Below are 23686 nucleotides of genomic sequence, written 5' to 3' on the forward strand. Positions count from 1 at the left end.
CAGCCCGCAAAATCAACCAACTTCCCACCCAACTCAACATGCAAACCATGCAAAGGCGTGCGCCTAATATCCGTCATTTCAGGTACCTTTCGATCAGCGGGATTGGTCACGAACAACCATGACGGTGCAATGCGCATTGCGCACCACACGTGCCAGGTTCGGACCAATTTCATAATTCGGGAAATCGCCCTTGGTCGACGCCATGACGATCATGTCGAAGCCCTCTTTGTGAGCGAGCTTCAGAATTTCGCGGTAGACGCTGCCCTCTTGGACATGGACAGCAACGCCCGCGGCGTCACCATTATCCAAGATGGCCTGAACCGCGTTGCGCACATGCTCTTTGGCACCGGCGCCATAATTGGCGGGCAGGTTCGGCAGCTGGATGATCTCGGGGATGACGGCGACCGCATGCAGCTCGGCACCGTAGAATTTCGCCTGTTCCAATGCGACCGGCAATGCCTGTTTCCAGGAACGGTCGTCAGAGTGATCAATCGGCAGCAGGATTTTCGTGGCCATCACGCCTCTCCTCGAGATAGGAATTCTGTTTCAAGTCGGGGGGCCGGAATGGCCCCCCGTAGGTTTTCAGTGCCCGGTTTATTCGGCAGGCGTGCCGCCCGGCTCTTCTGACTTGCCACCGGAGGCAAAGAACTCTTTCGTCAATTTGAAGACGATTGGGCTCAGCAATGCCAAGGCGATCAGGTTCGGGATAGCCATCATGGCGTTCAGCGTATCTGCAAGCAGCCAGATAAAGCCCAGATCCGCGGTTGCGCCGAAGTAGATCATGATAATCCACAAGACGCGGTACGGCACCAAAGATTTCACACCCAACAGGAACTCGACGCATTTTTCGCCATAGAACGACCAACCGAGGATGGTGGTAAAGGCAAAGATCGACAGCGCGATGGCGATCAAATAGCCACCAATGCCCGGCAACGACATTTCGAAGGCGGCCGAAGTCAACGCGGCACCGGATTCACCCGTGGTCCATGCACCTGAGGCGATGATTGCCAAACCGGTGATCGAGCAGACGATGATAGTGTCGATGAACGTTCCCAGCATCGCGATCAGGCCCTGGTTTACCGGACCTTTGGTTTCTGCTGCTGCGTGCGCGATCGGGGCGGAACCCAGACCGGCTTCGTTCGAGAAGACACCGCGCGCCACACCAAAGCGGATGGCGGCCCAAACGGCTGCGCCCGCAAAACCACCTTCGGCGGCCGAGGGTGTGAAGGCGTAGGTGAAGACCAACGACACAGCATTGCCGATTTCACCGATATTGATCAGCAGAACCAGCAGACCCGCGATGATATAGGCAATCGCCATGAACGGAACCAGTTTACCGGCAACGGCACCGATACGCGTGATACCGCCCAGGATTACGGCTGCGGTCAGGACCATCAGCACGATACCGGTGACCGAAGTATTCAGGCCGAAATTGGCTTCGAGAACCTGTGCAACACCATTGGCTTGCACACCGTTGCCGATACCAAAGGCTGCAACTGCGCCGAACAGGGCAAATGCAACACCCAGCCAGGCCCATTTCGCACCCAGACCGTTCTTGATGTAGTACATCGGACCACCGACAAAGTTGCCCAGCTCGTCCTTCTCACGGTATTTCACCGCCAGAACAGCCTCGGCATATTTGGTGGCCATGCCCACCAGGGCGGTCATCCACATCCAGAACAAAGCGCCCGGACCGCCCAGGAAGACAGCAGTAGCAACACCGGCGATGTTACCCGTACCAATGGTCGCCGACAGCGACGTCATCAGTGCGTTGAACGGGCTGATCTGCCCATCGCCCTGACTTTCTCGACCGGCAAACAGCAGCTTAAAGCCCGTGCCGATACGCAGGATCGGCATGAATTTCAGCCCCACCTGCAGGAAGAAGCCAACGCCAAGAATGAGGACCAGCATCAGCGGGCCCCACACGACGCCATTGATGGCCCCTACGATTGAATTTAACGCTTCCATGGTATTCCTCCCTAGCGCGTTTGGATTATGCCCCGGCAGCAATCGCCCTTTGGCGAGCTTGCTTGAGGGCGGCAAAGTCTTCGTCCGCGTGGAACGACGAACGGGTCAGCGGCGTGGCTGACACGTGCAGAAAGCCCTTTGAGCGTGCGATCTGCTCAAGCTGGGCGAATTCTTCCGGTGTCCAGAACCGGTCAATCGGGTGATGTTTTGCGGTCGGCTGTAGGTATTGCCCCACTGTCAGAAAATCGACATTCGCTGCGCGCAGGTCATCCATCACCTGCCGCACATCGACAAGGCTTTCACCCAGCCCGACCATCAGGCCGGATTTGGTAAAGATCTCGGGGTTGGTGCGCTTGGCATCGTCCAACAGACGCAGCGAAGTGTAATACCGCGCGCCCGGACGCACCGTGGGATACAGATGCGGAACCGTTTCGAGATTGTGATTGAATACGTCGGGGGCGGCCGCAAATACCAGATCGGCCGCGTCCCCTTTGCCCAGAAAGTCGGGGGTCAGAACTTCTACCGTTGTGCCGGGATTCTGGTGGCGCACAGCACGGATGGTTTGGGCAATATGTTCAGCGCCGCCATCAGCCAGATCATCCCGGTCAACCGAGGTGATCACGACATGACGCAGGCCCAGCTTTTTCACCGCAACGGCCACACGGCCGGGTTCGAACTGGTCCAGAGCGTCGGGGCGGCCAGTGGCAACGTTGCAGAAGGAACAGCCGCGGGTACAGACCTCGCCCATGATCATCATGGTGGCGTGGCGCTTGGACCAGCATTCGCCGATATTTGGGCAAGCCGCCTCTTCGCAAACGGTCGCCAGATTATGGTCACGCATCAGGCGGCGGGTTTCGTAAAATTCTGCGCTTTCAACCCGTTTCTTCCGAATCCATTTCGGTTTACGCGGAATGACACTGTCAGCCTTTTTGGCTTTTTCCGGGTGACGAGGGCGAAGCTGGATGGTCATCTGGCTGATCCTCGTTAAGCGTGAATCGCACGGCCCAGGGCGTCAAGGCAGGCCTCTTTGACCGCCTCGCCCATGGCAGGGTGCGCATGACAGGTTGCGGCAACTTCAGCAACTGTTGCGCCTTTCGTCATGGCCAGAACCAGCTCGGCAATCAGGTCGCCGCCATGCGCGCCGCAGATATGCGCGCCCAGAATTTGACCGTCATCGCCAACCAGAACCTTGACCGCACCATCCGTTTCACCAGTCGAACGCGCCCGAGAATTGGCCATGAAGGCGAACTTGCCCACGGAATATTCTGCCCCCGCTTCTTTAAGCGCTTCTTCGGTCAATCCGACCGAGGCAACTTCGGGGTCAGTATAAACCACGCCCGGAACAGTGTTGTAATCCACATGTCCAGCCTGTCCGGCCAGTATTTCAACACAGGCGACGCCATCTTCTTCGGCCTTATGCGCCAGCATTGGCCCTGGCACACAATCACCAATCGCATAGATACCGGGCACCGAGGTCTGGAACGCTCCATCGACCTCGATAAAACCGCGTTGGTTGATGGCAACGCCCAGATCATCCAACCCCAGTCCGCGCGTCACAGGGCGACGGCCTACGGCGATCAGGACCTTGTCGGCCTCGATCACTTCTTCCTTGTCCTTGCCAACCCGGTCCACGATCAGGGACAGGCCCGCGTCGGTTTTCCCGACCGATTTCAGCGCCCTGCCCAGTTGGAATTTCAGCCCGCGCTTTGACAGGGCGCGCTGTGCCAGCTTGGCGATCTCTCCATCAATGCCGGGCAGAACACGGTCGAGATATTCAACCACCGTGACTTTGGCACCCAGACGCGCCCAGACCTGACCCAGTTCCAATCCGATGACACCGGCACCGATCACCACCAGATGATCCGGCACGGTGTCCAGCGCAATCGCCCCGGTCGAGCTGAGGATATCTTGCTCGTCAATCTCGATCCCCGGCAGCGAGGTCGGCTCGGATCCGGTGGCGATCAGGATATTCTTTGCCTCATGGATCGTGTCGCCGACCTGAACCTGCCCTGCAGCCGGAATGCTGGCCCAACCTTCGAACAGGTCGATACCGTTCTTTTTGAACAGGAATCCGATCCCTTTGGTCAGGTCACCAACGATCTTGTCCTTGCGCCCCATCATCGCGCCGATGTCGATGCTGGCCCCCTCGACCTCTATGCCATGGGAGGAGAGATGGCTGATCTCGGCATATTTGGCCGAGGAGGTCAGCAACGCTTTGGAGGGTATGCACCCCACATTCAGACAGGTCCCGCCAAGAGCACCCCGCCCCTCGACGCAAGCGACATTCATGCCCAGCTGAGCGGCACGAATGGCCGCTACATATCCGCCGGGGCCACCGCCAATAACGATCAGGTCATAGGTGCTCATGATTTAACCTCAGTAGATCGGATGGCTCGCGCACAGGGCGCGGACTTTTTCACGAGTTTCTTTTTCGACGGTCGCATCCCCGTCAGACGACTGAGCCAAAGCGTCCAGCACGTTGCCAATCAGATGACCGATCGTTGTAAACTCTTCGGGGCCAAATCCACGGCTGCATCCGGCAGCGGTGCCCAGACGAATACCACTGGTAATCGTTGGCTTTTGCGGATCGCCGGGAACACTGTTTTTGTTGCAAGTAAAACCTGCACGCTCAAGCGCGGCCTCGGCATCTTTGCCAGTCACGCCGATGGGGCGCAGATCGACCAACATCAGATGGTTCTCAGTTCCGCCGGAAACGATGTCACAGCCTCGCGCCATCATCACATTCGCCAAAGCCGCCGCGCTGTCGACTACGCGCTGCATGTAGGTTTTGAACTCAGGCTTCAAAGCTTCACCAAAGGCTACAGCCTTGCCCGCGATCACATGCATCAGCGGGCCACCTTGCAGACCCGGAAACACTGCCGAGTTGATCTTTTTGGCGAGTGTTTCATCATTGGTCAGGATGATCCCACCGCGTGGTCCACGTAGGGTCTTATGAGTGGTCGACGTCACCACATGAGCGTGCCCAATAGGCGACGGATGCAGCCCAGTCGCCACCAGCCCCGCGATATGCGCCATATCTGCCAGCAGCCAGGCCCCAACCTTGTCAGCGATTGCCCGAAAGCGCGCAAAGTCGATTTTTTGCGAATAGGCCGATGCGCCCGCGATGATCAGCTTGGGCTTCTCAGCTTCTGCCAATGCCTCGACCTGATCATAATCAATCAGCCCGGCATCGTTCAGACCGTATTGCACCGGACGGAACCATTTGCCCGATTGCGCGGGTTTCGCGCCGTGGGTCAGGTGCCCGCCAGCATCCAGCGACATTCCCAATATCGTGTCACCGGGGCTAAGCAGCGCCAGCTTGACCGCTCCATTCGCCTGAGCGCCGGAATGAGGTTGAACGTTTGCGTATTCGCACCCAAACAGTTTCTTCAACCGCTCGATAGCTTCTGATTCGACCTCGTCGACATATTCGCAGCCACCGTAATACCGGCGACCGGGATACCCTTCGGCGTATTTGTTGGTCAGCACAGACCCCTGCGCATCAATCACCGCCTGCGAGACGATGTTTTCAGATGCGATCAGTTCGATCTGATCCGCCTGACGGGCACCCTCACGGGAAATCGACGCAGAGATTACCGGATCGGCCTCAGCCAGCGACGTTTTAAACATGGTCTCCTCCCAAGGTTCCGAATCCAATTCGCGAAACTTTGTTTCCTATAGTGGAATTTTCATCCTTAAGGCAACATTTTTCTTACAATGGTGAATTTGATTTTGATTGGAAATTATGCAAGCATCGATAAAACAGGGGGATTTCACGTGGCAGAAGAGAATTTAACGGATGTTTCCGGAATGGACGAACAGGACGAGGGTATGGCTCTGGGCCGCTCGATCCGCGACGCGCGCCGTGCAAAAGGCTGGACTTTGGAAGAAGCCGGTCGTGCTGCCGGGATCGGTCGATCAACCCTGTCAAAAATCGAAAACAACCAGACAAAGCCCAGCTTTGATATTGTTCGGCGGCTCACACAGGCGCTTGACCTCAGCACACCGCAGCTGTTTCTACAGTCCGGTCAATCGGGTATATCAGGCCGTCGCGATTATACGCCCAAGGGCGACGGTGAGATCAAGGACACCTCCACATATATCCATGAATTGCTGTGTTCAGAGCTGACCAGCAAACGGATGCTGCCCTATATCGCGACAATCAAGGCGCGCGACATTTCCGAATTTGAAAACTGGATTCGCCATTCTGGAGAAGAGTTCATGTTTGTCCTCAGCGGAGAGCTGACTTTTGTGTCGGAACACTACCGACCGCTGCCGATGAAAGCCGGGGACTCGCTCTATTATGACAGTGGAATGGGGCACGGCTGTATTTCAACCAGTACCGAAGATGCCCGTGTGCTTTGGGTATCACTGGAATAGCCCGCTAATAGAGTGACGTCACCCAACTTGCGAAAACCTGTACCTCGATGCGGTCTTCAGCGCCTTTGCGTTTAACCAGATAGTGCGAAGGCTGAATGGGTAGACGGTAATCAAAGGGTGCCACCAGCAAACCCTGCTTAATGTACTCATGGGCAAAGCTCTCTAATACCATGGCCGCGCCCTGCCCCGCCGTGACGGCCTGCAAAGCCAAAAGTGACGAATCCATTCGAAGCGTTCTGGAGGGCGCGCCCAAATTGAGCGTGTATTGATCGGACAATCTCATCCAGTCATTCTCGGACCCTTTGATTGCGACGACCCGGCCCTGGGCCAGATTTTGAATGCTCAGATCTGCGCCAAAAGATGCCGCATAATCGGGATGGCAGACCGGCACCGCACATTCATGGCCCAGATGCGAGACGATCCCGTCATCCCAGTCACCATAGCCGAACCGGATATCAATATCGCTTTCTTCCTCTCCAAACCGGTTCGCCCAGACGAAGGTGGAGAGGTCCACTTTGATGTCGGGGTGCAGGTTTTCAAACTCAAACAGTCTTGGTGCGATTACCAGCCCCGCACATGAGATGGAGGCCCGTATTTTGACCACCCGCCTGCGGGAATTGGTGAAAAGGCCGCTGGTTGCGTCTCTTAACTCGGAAAACGTCTTTTGAACCGGCATCGCATAGGCCCGCCCGATTTCGGTCAGGGCAACCCCGCGCGGCAAGCGTTCGAACAGGGATACGTTTAGGTGCTTCTCTAACAACCGTATCTGCTGACTGACGGCGGCTGATGTCAGCCCCAGCTCTTCTGCTGCCGCAGAGAAACTGTTGTGACGCGCGGCAACTTCAAAAGCCCGCAACCAGGTGACATGGGGCAATTTCGCCATTTCTTACCTTCAATGAAAATTATGCCTAATGGGTAATATACATTGTTTGAATTGACAATCTTTGCGTGCAAATCATGGGGCCTATTACCCAAAACGGTTCGAGATGACGCAGACCTTCGACTATATCATCGTGGGCGCCGGATCTGCCGGCTGCGTGCTGGCAAACAAGCTGAGCGCGTGTGGCAGCCATAAAGTGTTGCTGATAGAAGCCGGTGGAACCGATCGCCGTTTCTGGATCAATGTACCGCTGGGATACGGCAAAACCTTCAACGATCCCAAGGTGAACTGGTGTTACTCTGCCCAGGCTGATCCCGGGTTGAACAACCGTCAGGCCTATTGGCCGCGCGGGCGGGTTATTGGCGGATCAAGCTCGATCAACGCCATGGCATATTTGCGAGGCCTCTCGCATGATTTTGATGACTGGGCCAAGGCAGGCGCAGAGGGTTGGAACTGGGAAACGGTTCGCCAGACATATGAGGCGATCGAGACCCATGTCGAAAGAGGCCAAACACCTTCGTCAACGGACGGACCCCTTGTGGTCAGTGATGTCAGTGAGGGCATGCACCCGTTTTCGCGCCACTTTCTGGAGGCCTCACGGCAGATGGGCTGGCATGTTTCGGACAATCTGAACGGTCAGGACGCCGAAGGGATGATGAACCTGCGCAGCACCGTCAAAAACGGCCGCCGCTGGTCATCAGCAGCCGCGTTCCTGCGCCCTGCGCTGAAACGCAGCAATCTGCGGGTAGTATCCAATGCTCTGGTGCAGAACGTCATTCTGGATCAGGGCAAAGCCACCGGTGTCCGCTATCACGTTGGGGGTCAGGTGGTTACGTCCTTCGCGATCCGTGAAGTCATCCTGTCTGCGGGAGCCGTAAACTCGCCACAGCTCTTGCAGCTTTCGGGGATCGGGCCTGCGAACCTGTTGAAAAGGCACGGCATCAAAGTGCGCCATAACCTGTCGCAGGTTGGACAGGGATTGCAGGATCATCTTGGCATATCCCATTTCTTTCATGCGACCGAGCCGACATTGAATAATACGCTTGGCAATCGGTTGGGACAGATGTTGTCCGGTATTCGTTATCTGTTGACCCGCAGCGGGCCACTCAGCGTCCCCGTCAACCAGGTCAGCGGCTTTGTGCGTTCGGACGAAACCGCCGAATTTGCTGATATGCAAATCTATTGCAATCCGATGTCCTATAAGACCGACACCAAAGGACAACCGGGCGTTGATACCGAAGCAGGCTTTCTTCTGTGCGCCCAGCCCTGCAGGCCGACAAGCAGAGGGGAGATCAACATCCGTTCGGCAGATCCCATGGATGCACCCGCCATCCAACCAAACTCTCTCTCCACAAACCATGACTGCGACATGGCTATCAAAGCGGGTCGGGTGTTACAGAAGCTGGCGCAGACTGAGACGATCCGCAGTGTTACGCGGACCCGGATAGAACCAGATGTTACGCGGATGAATGACGACCAGCTGTTGGAAAATTTCCGCGCCAACGCCGGAACTATATTTCATCCAAGCTGTACATGTCGCATGGGGACATCGGAACAGGATTCAGTTCTGGATTCTCGACTGCGGGTGCATGGGGTGGCAGGCCTTCGGGTGGTCGACGCCTCCTCGTTTCCAAGCATCACCTCAGGCAACACCAATGCGCCTGTGATGATGCTGGCCGCGCGCGGCGCGGACCTCATTCTGGAAGATGCCACAAAGCGCATGAACGCTTGAAGCAGAGGGAAAGAAGACCATCTTACAGAATATTTGGTCTGGAAAGTGGCCTCATTCCCTGATCAGGAAAAGTGCAACGCATAGACGTTGTTCAAATACTTCTGATCGTCGATCTGAAAGTGGGTCTCTCCAATGAACTCAAAACCCTTGGCCAGATAGAACTTGATGGCCGAGGCGTTCTCAGCATTGGTCATCAGCCAGACCACATCTGCCCCCTGATCCCGGCAATGTTCCAGCGCGGCTGCCAAAAGACGCCTTCCGATACCTTTCCCGTGATGGCGCGGCTGGACGTAGAATGTCGATATCTCCATGCCCCACCACCCGGAAACAGGGGCGATGCGTGCAGGGGAAACACGGATGAACCCGTCAATCCCCTGATTATTGTCGGACACCAGAATGAATTCATCCGGGTTTTGAATCTGTTCTAATACTTTGCTTGTTGTGAATTCCGACAAGGCGAAATCTGCAAAAATCCCACTGACACCATGTTTGAGGTAGGTTCCGATCCATACTTCAATCGAGATGGCAGCGATACTGGACGCATCTGACTTTTCTGCAGTTCGCAATGCCAAGGCGCTTAGGTATTAAACAAGAAGTGCATCACATCGCCATCCTTGACGACATAGCCCTTGCCTTCGGCCCGCATCTTGCCCGCTTCTTTGGCGCCTTGCTCTCCGTTTGCCGTAATATAGTCGTCATACGCGATCGTTTCAGCGCGGATGAAACCCTTTTCGAAATCGCCATGGATCACGCCAGCAGCCTGCGGCGCGGCGGTGCCGGTGCGGATGGTCCAGGCGCGGGCCTCTTTCGGGCCGACGGTGAAATAGGTTTCCAGCTTCAGCAGGTCGTAGCCTGCGCGGATCAGACGGTCGAGACCGGGCTCTTCCAGCCCCATTTCCTCGAGGAACATCTGCGCTTCGTCCTCTTCCAGCAGGCTAATCTCTTCTTCGATCTTGGCACTGATAATGACGTGCGAGTTGCCTTGCGCTGCGGCCATTTCAGCCACACGGGCTGAATATTCATTGCCCTCGGCGGCCTCTTCTTCCGAGACGTTGCAGACATAGAGAACCGGTTTGGTGGTCAGCAGTTGCAGCATTTTCCACGCCTTGTCGTCTTCGTCGCTAACTTCGACCAGACGCGCGGGTTTGCCGTCTTCCAGCATGGCCTGCGCTTCGGCAAGCAAACGTTCCTGTTGCTGTGCCTCTTTGTCGTTGCCCTTCAGCTTGCGCACCAGATTGGCACGGCGCTTTTCGATACTTTCCAGATCGGCCAGCATCAGTTCGGTCTCAATCGTATCGGCATCCGCCACGGGATCGACGCGGCCATCGACATGGGTCACATCACCATCTTCGAAGCAGCGCAACACATGAGCGATGGCGTCAGTCTCACGGATGTTGGCCAGAAACTGGTTGCCCAACCCCTCGCCCTTTGACGCGCCCTTTACCAGGCCCGCGATATCCACAAACGTCATTCGCGTCGGGATGATCTGCTTTGAACTTGCAATCGCCGCCAGCTTGTCCAGCCGGTCATCGGGCACCGCCACATCACCCACATTGGGTTCAATGGTGCAGAACGGGAAATTCGCCGCCTGAGCAGCCGCTGTCTTGGTCAGCGCATTGAAGAGAGTCGACTTGCCCACATTCGGCAAACCCACGATTCCCATTTTAAAGCCCATCTCGGCCTCCTGAAGCGATACGACGGCGTCTTCTATTCACGTCCGGGCAAATGCGCAACCCGGACGGCGGCAACAGGTCGAGTCCCAGTTGCAACATCACTTATCTGTTAATCAAACGTGTACTTCGAATACTTGATTCTGCCACTGCCACGTCACCAACTGACAGGGAGTTGAGAAAACCAAGAAGTACCGAGATGAAAACACTTTTCTTAATGAGCACTTTGCTGGCCACCACGACCATGGCACACGGGCGGTCCATCGTATTGGGAGCAGGATATGCGGATTTCACCCACACCAGCAGCAATGATCAGTCGGTCGTGTCACTGGAATACCAGCACAGCCCGTTTCACGAAGCCACGCGCCTCAGTGCTGGCTGGGGTGTGGCTCTGACGGTGGATGCAGATGCCGACACGCATATTGGCGCCGGTTTGGTCGGTCTCTATACGATCTCTGACCGGTGGTTCGCAGAGGCCAGCGTGATGCCTGGCTACTACAACGCCTCAAATGATGACAATGATCTCGGCGGAAATTTCCAGATCCGCAGCCTTTTCGGAATTGGATATGCCCTGGAAAACGGAAACAAGCTCTCGCTGGCCATCACCCATAATTCGAACGCGAGCACGGACAGTTTCAATCCCGGCGTCAACTCAGTGTTCATGCGTTATCACTACGGGTTCTGAAGCAATCTGGCCCAGCGGGATTGATTTCCGGGCAAAGTTTCTGCACATCAGGTTCAAATCCGTATGCAAGGACCGCAGATGACCCGTATCGACGCCAAGTTCGCCGCCCTCAAGGCCGAGGGCAAAAAGGCCTTCGTATCCTACATCATGGCCGGTGACCCCGATTTCGACACCTCGCTTGAGATCGTCAGGGGCTTGCCCGGTGCCGGTGTCGACGTGATCGAACTTGGGCTGCCGTTCACCGACCCGATGGCGGATGGTCCGACCATCCAGGCAGCAGGACAACGCGCCCTAGAGGGCGGGATGACCCTGCAACGCACACTGGATCTTGCACGTGCTTTTCGGGAAACGGATGATACAACGCCTATTGTGCTAATGGGGTATTACAATCCCATCTACAGCCGCGGCGTGGAAAGGTTTCTGGCGGACGCTACTGAGGCTGGCATCGACGGCCTGATCGTCGTTGACCTGCCCCCCGAAGAAGATGACGAACTTTGTCTGCCTGCACAGGCGGCTGGATTGAATTTTATCCGCCTCGCCACGCCGACAACGGATGACAAACGGCTTCCGCGCGTTCTTCAGAACACTTCGGGATTTGTGTATTACGTCTCGATCACGGGGATCACAGGTGCAGCCGAAGCCCAGGCCACGAATGTAGGCCCCGAGGTCTCTCGGATCAAATCCGCCACGGATTTGCCAGTGATCGTGGGCTTTGGAATCAATACCCCGGAAAAATCGCGGGCAATCGCAACTGTTGCCGATGGCGCTGTGGTCGGCTCGGCCATTGTCAGCCAGATCGCCGCCGGGAAGTCGGTTGGTGAAGTTCTGGATTTTGTCAAATCGCTGGCAGATGGGGCACATTCGTCCTGATCCAACGACCGGTTTCGCAATCTTGACCGCAGTCGGCGCAACCCGGCTGCGGTTTTTCTATTGCACCTAACGTTGCGCACAGAAACGTGGCGTTGCGAGGCTTTCGAAAAATTGGTAAAGAAAAAGGACCAATCTTTCGAAAGCCGCATCTCATGCCCGTCATCACCAATATCCAAGACCTCAAACACATCTATGAACGACGCGTCCCGCGCATGTTCTTTGACTATACCGAAAGCGGCAGCTGGACCGAGCAGACCTTTCGCGATAACAGCTCGGATTTCGAAGATATCCGCCTGCGCCAGCGAGTAGCGGTTGATATGACCGGGCGCACGACGGCGTCGCAGATGATCGGACAGGATGTTACCATGCCTGTTGCCCTTGCCCCCGTTGGTCTGACCGGCATGCAGCACGCGGATGGTGAGATCAAAGCCGCCAAAGCAGCCGAGGCTTTTGGCGTCCCCTTTACCCTGTCCACGATGTCAATCAATTCTATCGAGGAGGTGGCCGAGAACACCACTGCGCCCTTCTGGTTCCAACTCTACACCATGAAGGACCAGGACTATGTCTCTCGACTGATCCAACGCGCCAAGGATGCAAAATGTTCGGCCCTTGTGATCACCCTGGACTTGCAAATACTCGGGCAGCGCCACAAAGACCTAAAGAATGGTCTGTCCGCGCCGCCAAAGCTGACGCCTAGGACCATCGCCAATCTGATGACAAAATGGGCCTGGGGCATTGAAATGTTAGGCGCCAAACGGCGGAACTTCGGCAATATTGTTGGCCACGTTGATAATATCACTGATACAAGATCGCTGGGCACATGGACGGCGGAACAATTCGACCCCAGCCTGGATTGGGGCAAGGTTGAAAAGCTGATGGACCAATGGGGCGGCAAGGTGATCCTCAAGGGTATCCTGGATTCCGAGGATGCCAAGATGGCCGCCAAGCTGGGCGCCGATGCCATCGTGGTTTCAAACCACGGCGGACGCCAGTTGGACGGGGCGCTCAGCTCCATTCGTGTCCTGCCCGAGATTATGGACGCTGTCGGAAACGACATCGAAGTGCATCTGGACAGTGGCATCCGATCTGGCCAGGACGTTCTGAAAGCACTGGCACTTGGCGCGAAGGGCACCTTTATCGGGCGCGCCTTTGTTTACGGTCTTGGCGCAATGGGCCAGAAAGGCGTGACCACGGCACTTGAGATCATTCAGAAAGAACTTGATACGACCATGGCGCTTTGCGGTGAACGCAATGTGAGCGATCTAGGCCGGCACAATTTGCTTGTCCCGAAAGACTTCGGAGGGAGCTGGACAGATTGATCGCGCGCATGGGGGCTCTGTCCTTGTCGCCGATTGGCCGCCTCCCCCGAGATACTTAGAGCCAGTTGAAGAAAGGATTCCCTGCTTCATCTGGCCGAAAATACCTCGGAGCGCGGGACAGAGCCTCGCAAAATAGACGAGCTGCAAAAACCCCTTTCCAAACTCAATGAATCAAGCTAAGGACGCGGCTTCACGCGGGTATACAGCCTTGGAGGATACCCGCCCTAACATTGGAGAAATATCATGGCTGGAGAGATTCCTGATCTCGTAGCTCTGGAACGGACGGGGACAGGCAAGGGCGCCGCTCGTCAGGCACGCCGCGACGGCATGGTTCCGGGCATTGTTTTTGGTGGCGACAAAGAGCCGCTGCCGATCCAGATCCCGTTCAACGAACTGTTCAAGCGCCTGAAAGCGGGCCGGTTCAAGTCGACATTGTGGAACCTGAAGGTTGAAGGCCAGGAAGACGTTCGCGTCATCTGCCGCGACGTTCAGCGTGACGTTGTCAAAGACCTGCCGACCCACCTGGACCTGATGCGCCTGCGTCGGACCACCAAGATCGCACTGTTTATTCCGGTTGATTTCATCAACGAGGAAGAGGCCCCCGGCATCAAGAAAGGCGGCGTTCTGACCGTTGTCCGTCCTGAGGTCGAGCTGATGTGTACCGCTGGTGAGATTCCTGAGAAGATCACCGTTGATCTGACCGGTCTGAACATCAACGACGTTGTCACCATTTCGTCGGTCGATCTGCCTGCTGGCACCAAGCCGACCATCGACCGTGACTTTGTGATCGCCAACATCTCGGCCCCAACCGGCCTGGCCACAAGCGATGACGAAGAGGGCGAAGAGGGTGATGTCGCACCCGATGAAGTCGAAGTCGTCGGAAGCGAAGAAGAATAAGGCCGGACCCAAAGTTTCGGTTTTTGTGACGGGGCCCCATTGGGGTCCCGTTTTCTTTTGCCCGTTGGGCTGGAAAATCGGCCCCGATCCGTGCCATCAACCAGTTGCGATATCGCGCTTGAGACAAGGACATGACGATGAAGCTGTTTGTCGGCCTGGGAAATCCCGGATCAAAATATGCTCGAAACCGGCACAATATTGGCTTTATGGCCGTTGACCGGATCGCCGAGGATTGCGGCTTTGGTCCTTGGAAATCCAAATTTCAGGCCGAAATCGCCGAAGGGCGGCTTGGTCAAGAAAAGGTTTTGCTTATCAAGCCTCAGACCTTCATGAACCGGTCCGGTCAATCGGTGGGCGAGGCCATGCGGTTTTACAAGTTGGATTCGACCGACGTCACTGTCCTACATGATGAATTGGATCTGGCGCCGGGTAAGGTCCGCGTCAAGGCAGGCGGAGGCCATGCCGGTCACAACGGGCTTCGGTCGATCCACGAACATATCAGCCCAGCCTATGATCGGGTGCGCCTTGGGATCGGTCATCCCGGGCGGAAAGAATTGGTTTCGCCATATGTCTTGGGCGATTTCGCAAAGGCTGACAGCGACTGGTTGGAAGATGTCCTGCGCGGCGTTGCAGATGGCGCAAGGCACCTGGCCAATGGCGATGGCGGTAAGTTCATGAACGCCGTTGCCCTGCGAACGGCACCGCCGCGTTCGTCCAAGTCACCGTCCGAGCACCCAAAACCAACGGCTCAGACCATTACCGAACCCGCCGGGGACAGCAGGTCAGCCATGCAGAAGCTGATGGACAAGTTCAGATAGCGCCCTTTGCCGTTGCCCCTACGTCCGGATTGCGGAATTTTCCCGGGCAGGCTCCAATACCGGCAATCATGGGAGGCGACAAATGAGAGCTTTGTTTAAATGGGTGCTGCGTATCGCGCTGATGCTTGTGCTGGCAGCCGCCGTTGTCGGGTTCTGGAAACGCGAGGAAATACAACGCTTGATGGCGGTGAACTCATTGTTTTCCCCCGAAAAGATCGTTCACAATTTCTCGCATATGGATGCAGCTTTCAAAACCGTCAACTTGCCGCGCGGGGATGGGGCCACATGGGAATTGCCTTACGGGCCCGGGTTTGACCTGCCAGCAGGCACGGATCAATGGATCGAAGACCGGTCGGTCACATCCCTGCTTGTGATGCAGGGCGGGCAGATCCGGTTTGAGGAATACTATCTGGGCACCACACCAGACGATCGACGCATTTCGTGGTCGGTTGCCAAAAGCTATCTTTCTGCATTGTTCGGCATATTGCTGGACGAAGGCGCAATCGCCTCATTGGACGATCCTGTCGTGCAATACGTACCCAAACTGCAAGGCACGGCCTATGATGGTACGACGATCCGCAACGTGCTGAACATGGCCAGCGGTGTGACCTTCAACGAGGATTATCTGGATTACAATTCTGACATCAACCGGATGGGTCGAGTGGTCGCCTTAGGCCGAGAACTGGACGATTTTGCCGCCTCGCTGCAGGACAGTTTCGCAACACCCGGAGAAATCTGGAAATACGTGTCAATCGACACCCATGTTATCGGTATGGTGGTCCGAGGAGCAACCGGTCGCAGCGTGGCCGAACTGCTTACAGAGCGCATTGTACAGCCACTTGGGCTGGAGCGGGATGGCTATTACGTGACCGACGGGGCCGGAGTTGCCTTTGTTCTGGGGGGCTTGAATTTCACCACCCGCGATTATGCGCGTTTCGGTCAGATGATCCTGCAAAACGGGGTTCATGATGGGCAGCAACTGGTACCGGCTGAATGGATCGCCGCTTCGGTCCTGCCCAGTGCCCCGACCGCATCGGGCAAGATCGGCTATGGATATCAGTGGTGGATTCCCGTGGGCGCGCATGAGGGCGAGTTCATGGCCCGCGGCGTCTATGGTCAGTATATCTATTTCGACCAGCCGCGCGGGGTGCTGATCGTGTCCACCGGAGCCGATCGCAAGTTTCGAGACCCTGGCGTGAATGAGATCAACATAGAAATGTTCCGCAAGATTGCGCAAAGCCTGTAAGATGCTCTTATGCAGAAACAGGAAAGCATAAATGTTCTGGGGGGCGTGCTCTCCCCTTGCTCCCGCGATCCGCTGACCGGGTTCTTTCGCGATGGCGCCTGCAATACCTGCCCCGAGGATCAGGGCAGCCACACGGTTTGCGCGGTAATGACGGTCGAGTTTCTGGCCTATTCGAAATATGTCGGCAATGACCTCAGCACGCCGCGCCCCGAGTTTAATTTTCCCGGGCTGCGTGCCGGTGACAGCTGGTGTCTATGTGCGGGTCGCTTCCTGCAAGCCCATGACGAAGGATGCGCGCCCAAGGTTCATCTTGAGGCGACACATCAACGGGCGCTGGACATCGTGCCTCTGCGCATTCTCAACCAACACGCGGTTCAGGACTAGGCAGACCGGCCCGGGATCACCCGGACCAGCCCTTATTCGGGATCAATCCCGCAATTTCACAAGATCAGACATCAGACCCTCGGTTCCGTTATGAACCGTCAGCCGCTCGACCTTGCCGGCGATGGTTTCCAGCGCTTCCAGCTCTTTCAGTCGCAGCATCACCGGGTTTTCCGCCATCACTTTCGCGGTGTTCAGCAAAGACCGCGTGGCGTTGGTTTCTTCCCTCCGCCGGATGACGTTGGCCTCGGCCTGTTTCTCGGCAGCGACTACGGCGGTCAGGATTTCGCGCATCTCGCCGGGCAGGATGACGTCTTTCAACGCGATCTCACCCACTTCGATGCCGATCCCGGCCATTTGTGTCCGCACCCGATCCGCAGCCTCGGCGTCAACGCCCACCTTCTCGGCAAGTAGCCGGTCAAGCGTCATCGACCCAAGGGTCTTCCGGAACGCCAGTTGCAGGGCCCGGTGCAGGGCCTGATCAAAATCCTTCACCGCCCCCATCGCCTTGACCGGATCGACGACCCGGTAATCGGCGCTGAGGTTGACCCGGATGGTCACCCGGTCCTTGGTCAGAATCTCTTGACCCGTTACCTCATGGGTTCGTTGCCGCAGGTCGATCTGCTTGACCTCGACGTACCGGCCCACCTTCCAGAAGGCATGGGCGCCGGGGTTCAGCCGATCCACCAGTACGCCATCCACGGTCAGCAAACCGACATGCCCTTCGGCAATCTCGACCCGCGTCAGGTGCATCTGCAGCCCCACCCGAACCAGCCGCTGCGCGACCGCTTTGTGCACAACCATGGACTCGGTCAGCGCGTGTTGCTCAACGGCCCAGGGGCCGGCATCCTTCCAAACTAGCGCCCGTACTTCGGGAATCAGCACTCGAGCGGGCACGCCATCCCGAAGCAGAACCAGAACCTCGTCGGGCCCTGCCCGAAACTCGGTCAGGTGCGCCTCGGCCAGTTCGGGCCGGTTCTGCATCAGCGCCCGCTCATAGGGCGACACGAAAAAGAGAGCCTCCAGATCGTGCAGCTCGGTCAGCACATCCCTGCGTGGCAGCCGGTGTTTCCCGGGGCCGAGGATGGTGTCAATTACCCCCTTGCGCAAAACCAGCATCCGCCGGGTCTCGGTCAGGGTCAGCCGTTGATGACCGGTCAGCCGGTCGATCAGATCTTGGAATAGTGTCATTTCATTTCTCCTTTTCGTCTCGCTCTATCGTCGTCGCAAAAGCGAACTCCTTTTCATGTTTTCAGTGGGTTGCACCCCGATTGGGTGACAGGTGTGAAGCCTTCGGATAAAGGCTGTGAAAGACCGGGCATCCCCCGCGCCGTGCCCTTTTGCGAGAGGGTCAGAGAGAGGGGCACGGGACCAATGCGCCGCCTGTTCCCAAGGGATCAAGCGGGGCGCCAATCCGGCGACACCGTCATCTGCCCTCCGGCCCAAGACCAGAGCAGCGAAGACCCCTGCCCCGCCCGGCCAAAGCCTGACGTAGCGCGGTGCCACCCCTGCTGGGGAACACCCGGACCTTAATGATTTGGACCGTTTTCACGGACCGGCGTTGAAGGCCGGTGCTGACCTAACAGCGTTTGTTCAAATGGCGGGACTCGAACCCGCTACACATCGATTAACAGTCGATTGCTCTAACCAAAATGAGCTACATTTGGAGCTTTGGAAGGTGTCGAACCTTCGCTCACAGACTTGCCATCTGCCGCTCTTCCACCTGAGCTACAAAGCATGTACCAATCCCCGGTTTCGGCCCTGGCATACGGTTTCGGCAGCGCCGTCCGCACCGAGAGAGTGATCACCTCTGCTCGCTAGGGTCCGGCCCGTTTTGACCGGTAACGGCGGGTTTAGGCGAAGGGGCAGGATTCGCTCAATGATATTCTGAGAGGTGGAAATGCACCTGTGGCGGGTGCGCAACAAAATTACCCAGCTGCGCAACATTCGAAAAGCCGCAGGCTGGAAACCAAAGCTGCACACCGTTCAAAGGCACACAGCTTTTGTCAGAAATTTCAAATTTTACCGCCTGGTCAATCGGCGCTGCGGCCTTCGGTATCCGACATGTCGAAGTTCAGATATTTCGCCACAGTCTGAACATCCTTGTCACCACGTCCACACATATTCATGCAGATCAGGTGATCCTTGGGCAGATCCGGTGCGATCTTCATCACATGAGCCAGCGCATGGCTAGGTTCAAGCGCCGGGATGATGCCTTCGGTTGCACAGCAAAGCTGGAACGCCTCAAGCGCCTCTTTGTCGGTGATCGACACATATTGCGCGCGGCCGATATCATTCAGCCATGAATGTTCAGGGCCAATGCCCGGGTAATCCAGACCAGCCGAGATCGAGTATCCTTCGAGGATTTGCCCGTCATCATCCTGCAGCAGATAGGTGCGGTTGCCATGCAGAACACCCGGGCGGCCGCCGGTCAGCGAGGCGCAATGTTCCATCTTGTCGTTCACGCCCTTACCACCGGCTTCGACACCGATGATGTTGACGGATTTATCATCCAGGAACGGGTAGAACAGACCCATTGCGTTCGATCCACCACCGATGGCGGCGATGAGCGTGTCGGGTAAACGGCCCTCAGCCTTGTGCATCTGTTCCTTTGCTTCCTTGCCGATAATCGACTGAAAGTCGCGCACCATCGCCGGATACGGGTGCGGGCCAGCAACTGTACCGATGCAATAAAACGTATCGCGCACGTTGGTCACCCAGTCACGTAACGCATCGTTCATCGCGTCTTTCAATGTGCCACGACCTGACGTCACAGGGATCACTTCGGCCCCTAGCAGGCGCATGCGGAACACGTTCGGGGCCTGTCGCTGCACATCATGCGCGCCCATATAGACCACGCATTTCAAACCGAACTTGGCGCAAACGGTGGCTGTGGCCACGCCATGCTGTCCGGCGCCGGTCTCGGCAATGATCCGGGTCTTGCCCATGCGCCGCGCCAGAATGATCTGGCCCAATACGTTATTGATCTTGTGCGCGCCGGTGTGGTTCAGCTCATCGCGCTTCAGATAGATTTTGGCGCCACCCAGATGCTCGGACAGGCGCTCGGCATAATATAGTGGCGAGGGGCGTCCCACATAGTTGGCCCACAGATCATCCATCTCGGCCCAAAATGAGGCATCGTCCTTGGCCTTTTCATATTCCTCTTCCAGCGCCAGGATCAGCGGCATCAGCGTTTCGCTGACAAAACGCCCGCCGAAAATGCCGAAACGGCCCTGCTCGTCTGGGCCGGACATGAAGGAATTGAAAAGATCGTTGGCCATGGGTGTCTCCATCGTCGTACCCGTTGTTCATAGGAGGTAGCGGCGGGATTTGCCATGGCAAAACGCACATGGGAATCCTTAGATGTGATACCTTAACCGGCCCGAATTGCAGCGTCTACAAACGCACGAACCATCGCGGCATCCTTGATGCCCGGTGCACTTTCCACGCCCGAGGCGACATCGACCTGACGCGCGCCCGTCATACGGATGGCCTCGGCCACATTTCCGGGGTTCAACCCACCGGCCAGCATCCAGGGCTTGCGCCAGTATTTGCGCCCAGCCAGCAAACGCCAGTCAAACGCCAGCCCGTTTCCACCCGGCAGAACCGAGCTCTTTGGCGCCTTGGCATCTATCAGCAACTGATCGGCAACATCGCAATAAGTATCAATGGCGGCCAGGTCTTCGGCATCTGCAACACCAACCACCTTGATAACAGGCAACCCATAGCGCGCCTTGATTTCCTGCACCCGCTCGACAGATTCTGAGCCATGCAGCTGCAACATGTCAAAAGGGGCGACTGCGGTAATACTGTCCAACAACTCATCCGTGGCGTTCACAACCAAGGCGACCTTTGCAACCCCAACGGGGACATGCTCGAACAAAGCTGCTGCCTGTTGAGGCGAAACATATCGAGGCGATTTCGGAAAGAAGTTGAAACCAAGATACCGTGCACCCGCATCAGCTGCTGCGCGCACGTGATCTGGTGCAGTCAGGCCGCAGATTTTAACCGATACATCCGACATTCCGGGCCTCAGCTGGCCTCATCCAACAGGGCGAGAACTTCGTCCTGTCCTTCGTTCTGCGCTTTCTTGAGCTTCTTGACCTCACGCTCAAGCTTGCGCACTTCACCTTTGCTGGCGGTAGCATCGCGGCGGTGCTTGTGTTCGCGCAGCCATTCCCAAAGAAAGCCAATGACCAAGCCAGCGACGATGCCACCCAGAACCACCACGAACAGCGGCAACGAGGCGCTGAAATTGAAGCCAAGCAAATCGGCTATAGCCGAGGGAATAAGCGTCAGCTCAACCGCTTCGCGGTTGGCCAGAGAGACTGAAATCAAGACGATCCCGAGGACCGCGAGAAAAGCATATCGAAGGTAGCGCATCATGGCCTAGGCTTTACCGTTCAACCGGTCCCTTAGCAACTTGCCAGTTTTGAAAAACGGAACACATTTTTCTTCGACCTGCACAGTTTCGCCGGTACGCGGGTTACGACCCACACGGGCATCGCGCTGTTTCACTGAAAACGCCCCAAAGCCTCTCAGTTCAACCCGATCCCCTCGCGCCATCGCATTCGTTACTTCTTCGAACACGGTATTCACGATTCGCTCGACGTCACGCTGATAAAGATGCGGGTTCTCGTCGGCGATTTTCTGAATCAGTTCTGAACGGATCATGTGCGTTACCCTCCCAGGCGACCGGTTAACCTTGCCTATTATTCTGAACAGTATAGGAAAAAACTGGGTTCGGGGGAACGTAAACTCTGCGGGCAAAGGTTGAAAATTACAGTTAAGTAACGCGATTTTTTGCCAGTTCATGTAATTTGCCTGACAAATGTATGAACTTAAGACCCAATTAGCCTGAAAATGCGAACATGTTGATTCGCAACAAAAACGGCCCCGCGCTTTCACACGGGGCCGTAAATTCGGCTTGACTGAGGCTCGGACTTAGTCGCCCGACTTCAGCGCTGCACCCAGGATATCGCCCAGCGATGCGCCCGAGTCGGAAGAACCGTACTGTTCCACGGCCTCTTTCTCTTCGGCGATCTCACGTGCCTTGATCGACAGACCCAGACGACGGGTCTTGCTGTCGACATTGGTGACGCGGACGTCGACCTTGTTACCGACCGAGAAACGCTCTGGGCGCTGTTCGGCACGGTCACGGCTCAGGTCGGAACGACGGATGAACGACTTCATACCTTCGTACTCGACCTCGATGCCGCCATCTTCGATCGCGGTGACCTCAACGGTGATGATCGAGCCACGCTTCACGCCGCCCACGGCTTCGGCGAACTTGTCACCGCCCAGGGCTTTGATCGACAGCGAGATACGCTCTTTCTCGACATCCACTTCAGACACAACGGCCTGTACCACGTCGTTCTTGTGGTAGTTCTGGATGGCATCCTCGCCACGCTCGTCCCAGGACAGATCGCTGAGATGAACCATGCCGTCGATGTCGCCTTCGAGGCCAATGAACAGACCGAATTCGGTGATGTTCTTGACTTCGCCTTCGACTTCGGTGCCCTCGGGGTGTGTTTCTGCAAACACTTCCCACGGGTTGCGCTGAGTCTGCTTCAGGCCCAGAGACACGCGACGCTTGGCGCCATCGATTTCCAGAACCATGACGTCGACTTCCTGGCTGGTCGAAACGATCTTGCCGGGGTGGACGTTTTTCTTGGTCCAGGACATCTCGGACACGTGCACCAGACCTTCGACACCGGCTTCCAGCTCGACGAACGCGCCGTAGTCGGTGATGTTGGTGACGCGACCCTGATGAACCGAGCTCAGCGGATACTTGGCTGCAACCAGATCCCACGGATCTTCCTGCAGCTGCTTCATGCCCAGGCTGATGCGGTGGGTCTCTTTGTTGATCTTGATGACCTGAACGTTGATGGTCTCGCCGATCGTCAGGATCTCGGACGGGTGGTTCACACGGCGCCATGCCATGTCGGTGACGTGCAGAAGGCCGTCAACGCCGCCCAGGTCAACAAACGCACCGTATTCGGTGATGTTCTTGACGACGCCTTCGACGGTCTGACCTTCGGTCAGGTTGCCGATAACCTCGGCGCGCTGTTCGGCACGCGATTCTTCCAGGATTGCGCGGCGCGAAACAACGATGTTGCCACGGCGACGGTCCATTTTCAGAATCTGGAACGGCTGCTTCAGACCCATCAGAGGGCCAGCGTCGCGTACGGGGCGCACGTCAACCTGCGAGCCGGGCAGGAACGCAACTGCACCACCCAGATCGACGGTGAAGCCACCTTTGACACGACCAAAGATTGCACCTTCGACGCGCTGGTCGTCGGCATATGCTTTTTCCAGACGGTCCCATGCCTCTTCACGGCGGGCCATCTCACGTGAGATGACAGCTTCGCCACGGGCGTTTTCTGCGGCGCGCAGGTAAACTTCAACCTCGTCACCAACAGTAATTTCAGGGGCTTCGCCAGGATTTGCGAATTCTTTCAGATCAACGCGGCCTTCCATTTTGTAGCCGACGTCGATGATGGCTTGGCCGGCTTCGATCGCCAGAACCTTACCTTTGACAACAGAACCCTCTTCGGGCGTGTCCATTTCGAAGCTTTCATTAAGGAGGGCTTCGAATTCCTCCATGGTTGTATCAGCCATCTGGCAGTGTTTTCCTTTACATAACGTTTTTGCTGGCCGAGCGGTTGTCTCCGCCGGTCTTAGTGGATTGGTCAGACGATCTGACATATACCGCAAAACAAAGAGGGCCGGTTGGTCCGACCCTGCTCGTCTCATTGTTTTATGGCTCAAATCGCCTTGTCGACGCGCGCTCTATAACGGGTTCGCACAGGCGCTGCAAGTTTTACCGTGCATATCACA

At 56.7% G+C, this 23686-nt stretch carries 23 protein-coding genes and 1 tRNA gene; 9 read left to right on the forward strand and 15 right to left on the reverse strand.

Annotated features, from left to right (window positions below):
- Positions 1-93: 93 nt before the first annotated feature.
- From AC2FHW_RS11280 to glyA, 5 genes are all read right to left on the reverse strand, one after another.
- Positions 94-516, reverse strand: a complete 423-nt coding sequence (locus tag AC2FHW_RS11280; protein ID WP_142639489.1) for a universal stress protein — start codon at positions 514-516, stop codon at positions 94-96.
- Between the two features lie 78 nt (positions 517-594).
- On the reverse strand, positions 595-1968 hold the full coding sequence (locus AC2FHW_RS11285; RefSeq protein WP_281973479.1) for an alanine/glycine:cation symporter family protein: 1374 nt from the start codon (positions 1966-1968) through the stop codon (positions 595-597).
- Between the two features lie 25 nt (positions 1969-1993).
- Positions 1994-2938, reverse strand: a complete 945-nt coding sequence (lipA, locus tag AC2FHW_RS11290) for a lipoyl synthase (RefSeq protein ID WP_271951612.1) — start codon at positions 2936-2938, stop codon at positions 1994-1996.
- A gap of 14 nt (positions 2939-2952) precedes the next feature.
- Positions 2953-4335 carry a dihydrolipoyl dehydrogenase gene (gene lpdA / locus AC2FHW_RS11295; RefSeq protein ID WP_496821928.1) on the reverse strand — a complete coding sequence of 461 codons (1383 nt, stop codon included), beginning with the start codon at positions 4333-4335 and terminating at the stop codon, positions 2953-2955.
- A 9-nt stretch (positions 4336-4344) separates the two neighbouring features.
- Positions 4345-5598 (reverse strand): serine hydroxymethyltransferase, encoded by a 1254-nt coding sequence (gene glyA, locus AC2FHW_RS11300; RefSeq protein ID WP_271951608.1) that lies wholly within the window; start codon positions 5596-5598, stop codon positions 4345-4347.
- 180 nt (positions 5599-5778) lie between these two features.
- On the opposite strand from glyA, the gene AC2FHW_RS11305 reads away from it, so the two are divergent.
- Complete coding sequence (locus AC2FHW_RS11305; protein ID WP_185956736.1) at positions 5779-6348, forward strand: helix-turn-helix domain-containing protein; 570 nt, start codon at positions 5779-5781, stop codon at positions 6346-6348.
- Positions 6349-6352: 4 nt separating this feature from the next.
- On the opposite strand, the gene AC2FHW_RS11310 is transcribed toward AC2FHW_RS11305, so the two are convergent.
- Positions 6353-7231: a LysR substrate-binding domain-containing protein gene (locus tag AC2FHW_RS11310; protein WP_271951607.1), complete on the reverse strand. Its 879-nt coding sequence runs from the start codon at positions 7229-7231 to the stop codon at positions 6353-6355.
- 103 nt (positions 7232-7334) lie between these two features.
- Here AC2FHW_RS11310 and AC2FHW_RS11315 point away from each other — a divergent pair, with 103 nt between their 5' ends.
- Entirely contained in the window at positions 7335-8960 is a 1626-nt protein-coding gene (locus AC2FHW_RS11315) for a GMC family oxidoreductase (RefSeq protein ID WP_271951626.1), read from the forward strand.
- Positions 8961-9022: 62 nt separating this feature from the next.
- Here AC2FHW_RS11315 and AC2FHW_RS11320 read toward each other — a convergent pair whose 3' ends face one another.
- Together AC2FHW_RS11320 and ychF are read right to left on the reverse strand one after the other, a co-directional pair.
- Positions 9023-9526: a GNAT family N-acetyltransferase gene (locus AC2FHW_RS11320; RefSeq protein WP_496821930.1), complete on the reverse strand. Its 504-nt coding sequence runs from the start codon at positions 9524-9526 to the stop codon at positions 9023-9025.
- A gap of 11 nt (positions 9527-9537) precedes the next feature.
- Complete coding sequence (gene ychF, locus AC2FHW_RS11325) at positions 9538-10635, reverse strand: redox-regulated ATPase YchF (RefSeq protein WP_271951604.1); 1098 nt, start codon at positions 10633-10635, stop codon at positions 9538-9540.
- A 194-nt stretch (positions 10636-10829) separates the two neighbouring features.
- On the opposite strand from ychF, the gene AC2FHW_RS11330 reads away from it, so the two are divergent.
- From AC2FHW_RS11330 to AC2FHW_RS11360, 7 genes are all read left to right on the forward strand, one after another.
- On the forward strand, positions 10830-11315 hold the full coding sequence (locus AC2FHW_RS11330; protein WP_496821932.1) for an acyloxyacyl hydrolase: 486 nt from the start codon (positions 10830-10832) through the stop codon (positions 11313-11315).
- A gap of 78 nt (positions 11316-11393) precedes the next feature.
- Entirely contained in the window at positions 11394-12185 is a 792-nt protein-coding gene (gene trpA / locus AC2FHW_RS11335) for a tryptophan synthase subunit alpha (RefSeq protein WP_496678956.1), read from the forward strand.
- A 152-nt stretch (positions 12186-12337) separates the two neighbouring features.
- The gene (locus AC2FHW_RS11340) at positions 12338-13504 is read left to right on the forward strand and encodes an alpha-hydroxy acid oxidase (RefSeq protein ID WP_496690359.1); all 1167 of its coding nucleotides are present in this window, start codon (positions 12338-12340) and stop codon (positions 13502-13504) included.
- Between the two features lie 243 nt (positions 13505-13747).
- Positions 13748-14401: a 50S ribosomal protein L25/general stress protein Ctc gene (locus AC2FHW_RS11345; RefSeq protein ID WP_142639464.1), complete on the forward strand. Its 654-nt coding sequence runs from the start codon at positions 13748-13750 to the stop codon at positions 14399-14401.
- A gap of 137 nt (positions 14402-14538) precedes the next feature.
- Complete coding sequence (gene pth, locus AC2FHW_RS11350; protein ID WP_271951624.1) at positions 14539-15219, forward strand: aminoacyl-tRNA hydrolase; 681 nt, start codon at positions 14539-14541, stop codon at positions 15217-15219.
- An 82-nt stretch (positions 15220-15301) separates the two neighbouring features.
- Positions 15302-16465, forward strand: a complete 1164-nt coding sequence (locus tag AC2FHW_RS11355) for a serine hydrolase domain-containing protein (protein ID WP_142639460.1) — start codon at positions 15302-15304, stop codon at positions 16463-16465.
- A gap of 9 nt (positions 16466-16474) precedes the next feature.
- On the forward strand, positions 16475-16849 hold the full coding sequence (locus tag AC2FHW_RS11360; protein ID WP_496729380.1) for a DUF2237 family protein: 375 nt from the start codon (positions 16475-16477) through the stop codon (positions 16847-16849).
- A 42-nt stretch (positions 16850-16891) separates the two neighbouring features.
- Here the strand turns inward: AC2FHW_RS11360 and AC2FHW_RS11365 are convergent, their stop codons facing one another.
- The 7 genes from AC2FHW_RS11365 to rpsA all read right to left on the reverse strand — a co-directional run bounded on the left by AC2FHW_RS11365 (position 16892) and on the right by rpsA (position 23467).
- Positions 16892-18037 (reverse strand): slipin family protein, encoded by a 1146-nt coding sequence (locus tag AC2FHW_RS11365; RefSeq protein WP_496729382.1) that lies wholly within the window; start codon positions 18035-18037, stop codon positions 16892-16894.
- A 401-nt stretch (positions 18038-18438) separates the two neighbouring features.
- Positions 18439-18513 (reverse strand) — tRNA-Asn (locus AC2FHW_RS11370).
- A gap of 366 nt (positions 18514-18879) precedes the next feature.
- Complete coding sequence (trpB, locus tag AC2FHW_RS11375; protein WP_496821935.1) at positions 18880-20127, reverse strand: tryptophan synthase subunit beta; 1248 nt, start codon at positions 20125-20127, stop codon at positions 18880-18882.
- Between the two features lie 92 nt (positions 20128-20219).
- Positions 20220-20870, reverse strand: a complete 651-nt coding sequence (locus tag AC2FHW_RS11380) for a phosphoribosylanthranilate isomerase (RefSeq protein ID WP_142639453.1) — start codon at positions 20868-20870, stop codon at positions 20220-20222.
- A gap of 8 nt (positions 20871-20878) precedes the next feature.
- On the reverse strand, positions 20879-21229 hold the full coding sequence (locus AC2FHW_RS11385) for a lipopolysaccharide assembly protein LapA domain-containing protein (protein ID WP_271951622.1): 351 nt from the start codon (positions 21227-21229) through the stop codon (positions 20879-20881).
- Positions 21230-21235: 6 nt separating this feature from the next.
- Positions 21236-21520, reverse strand: a complete 285-nt coding sequence (gene ihfB / locus AC2FHW_RS11390; RefSeq protein WP_271951590.1) for an integration host factor subunit beta — start codon at positions 21518-21520, stop codon at positions 21236-21238.
- A gap of 270 nt (positions 21521-21790) precedes the next feature.
- On the reverse strand, positions 21791-23467 hold the full coding sequence (rpsA, locus tag AC2FHW_RS11395; RefSeq protein ID WP_142639449.1) for a 30S ribosomal protein S1: 1677 nt from the start codon (positions 23465-23467) through the stop codon (positions 21791-21793).
- Between the last annotated feature and the right edge of the window lie 219 nt (positions 23468-23686).

This window comes from Ruegeria sp. YTSA108, assembly GCF_059610185.1.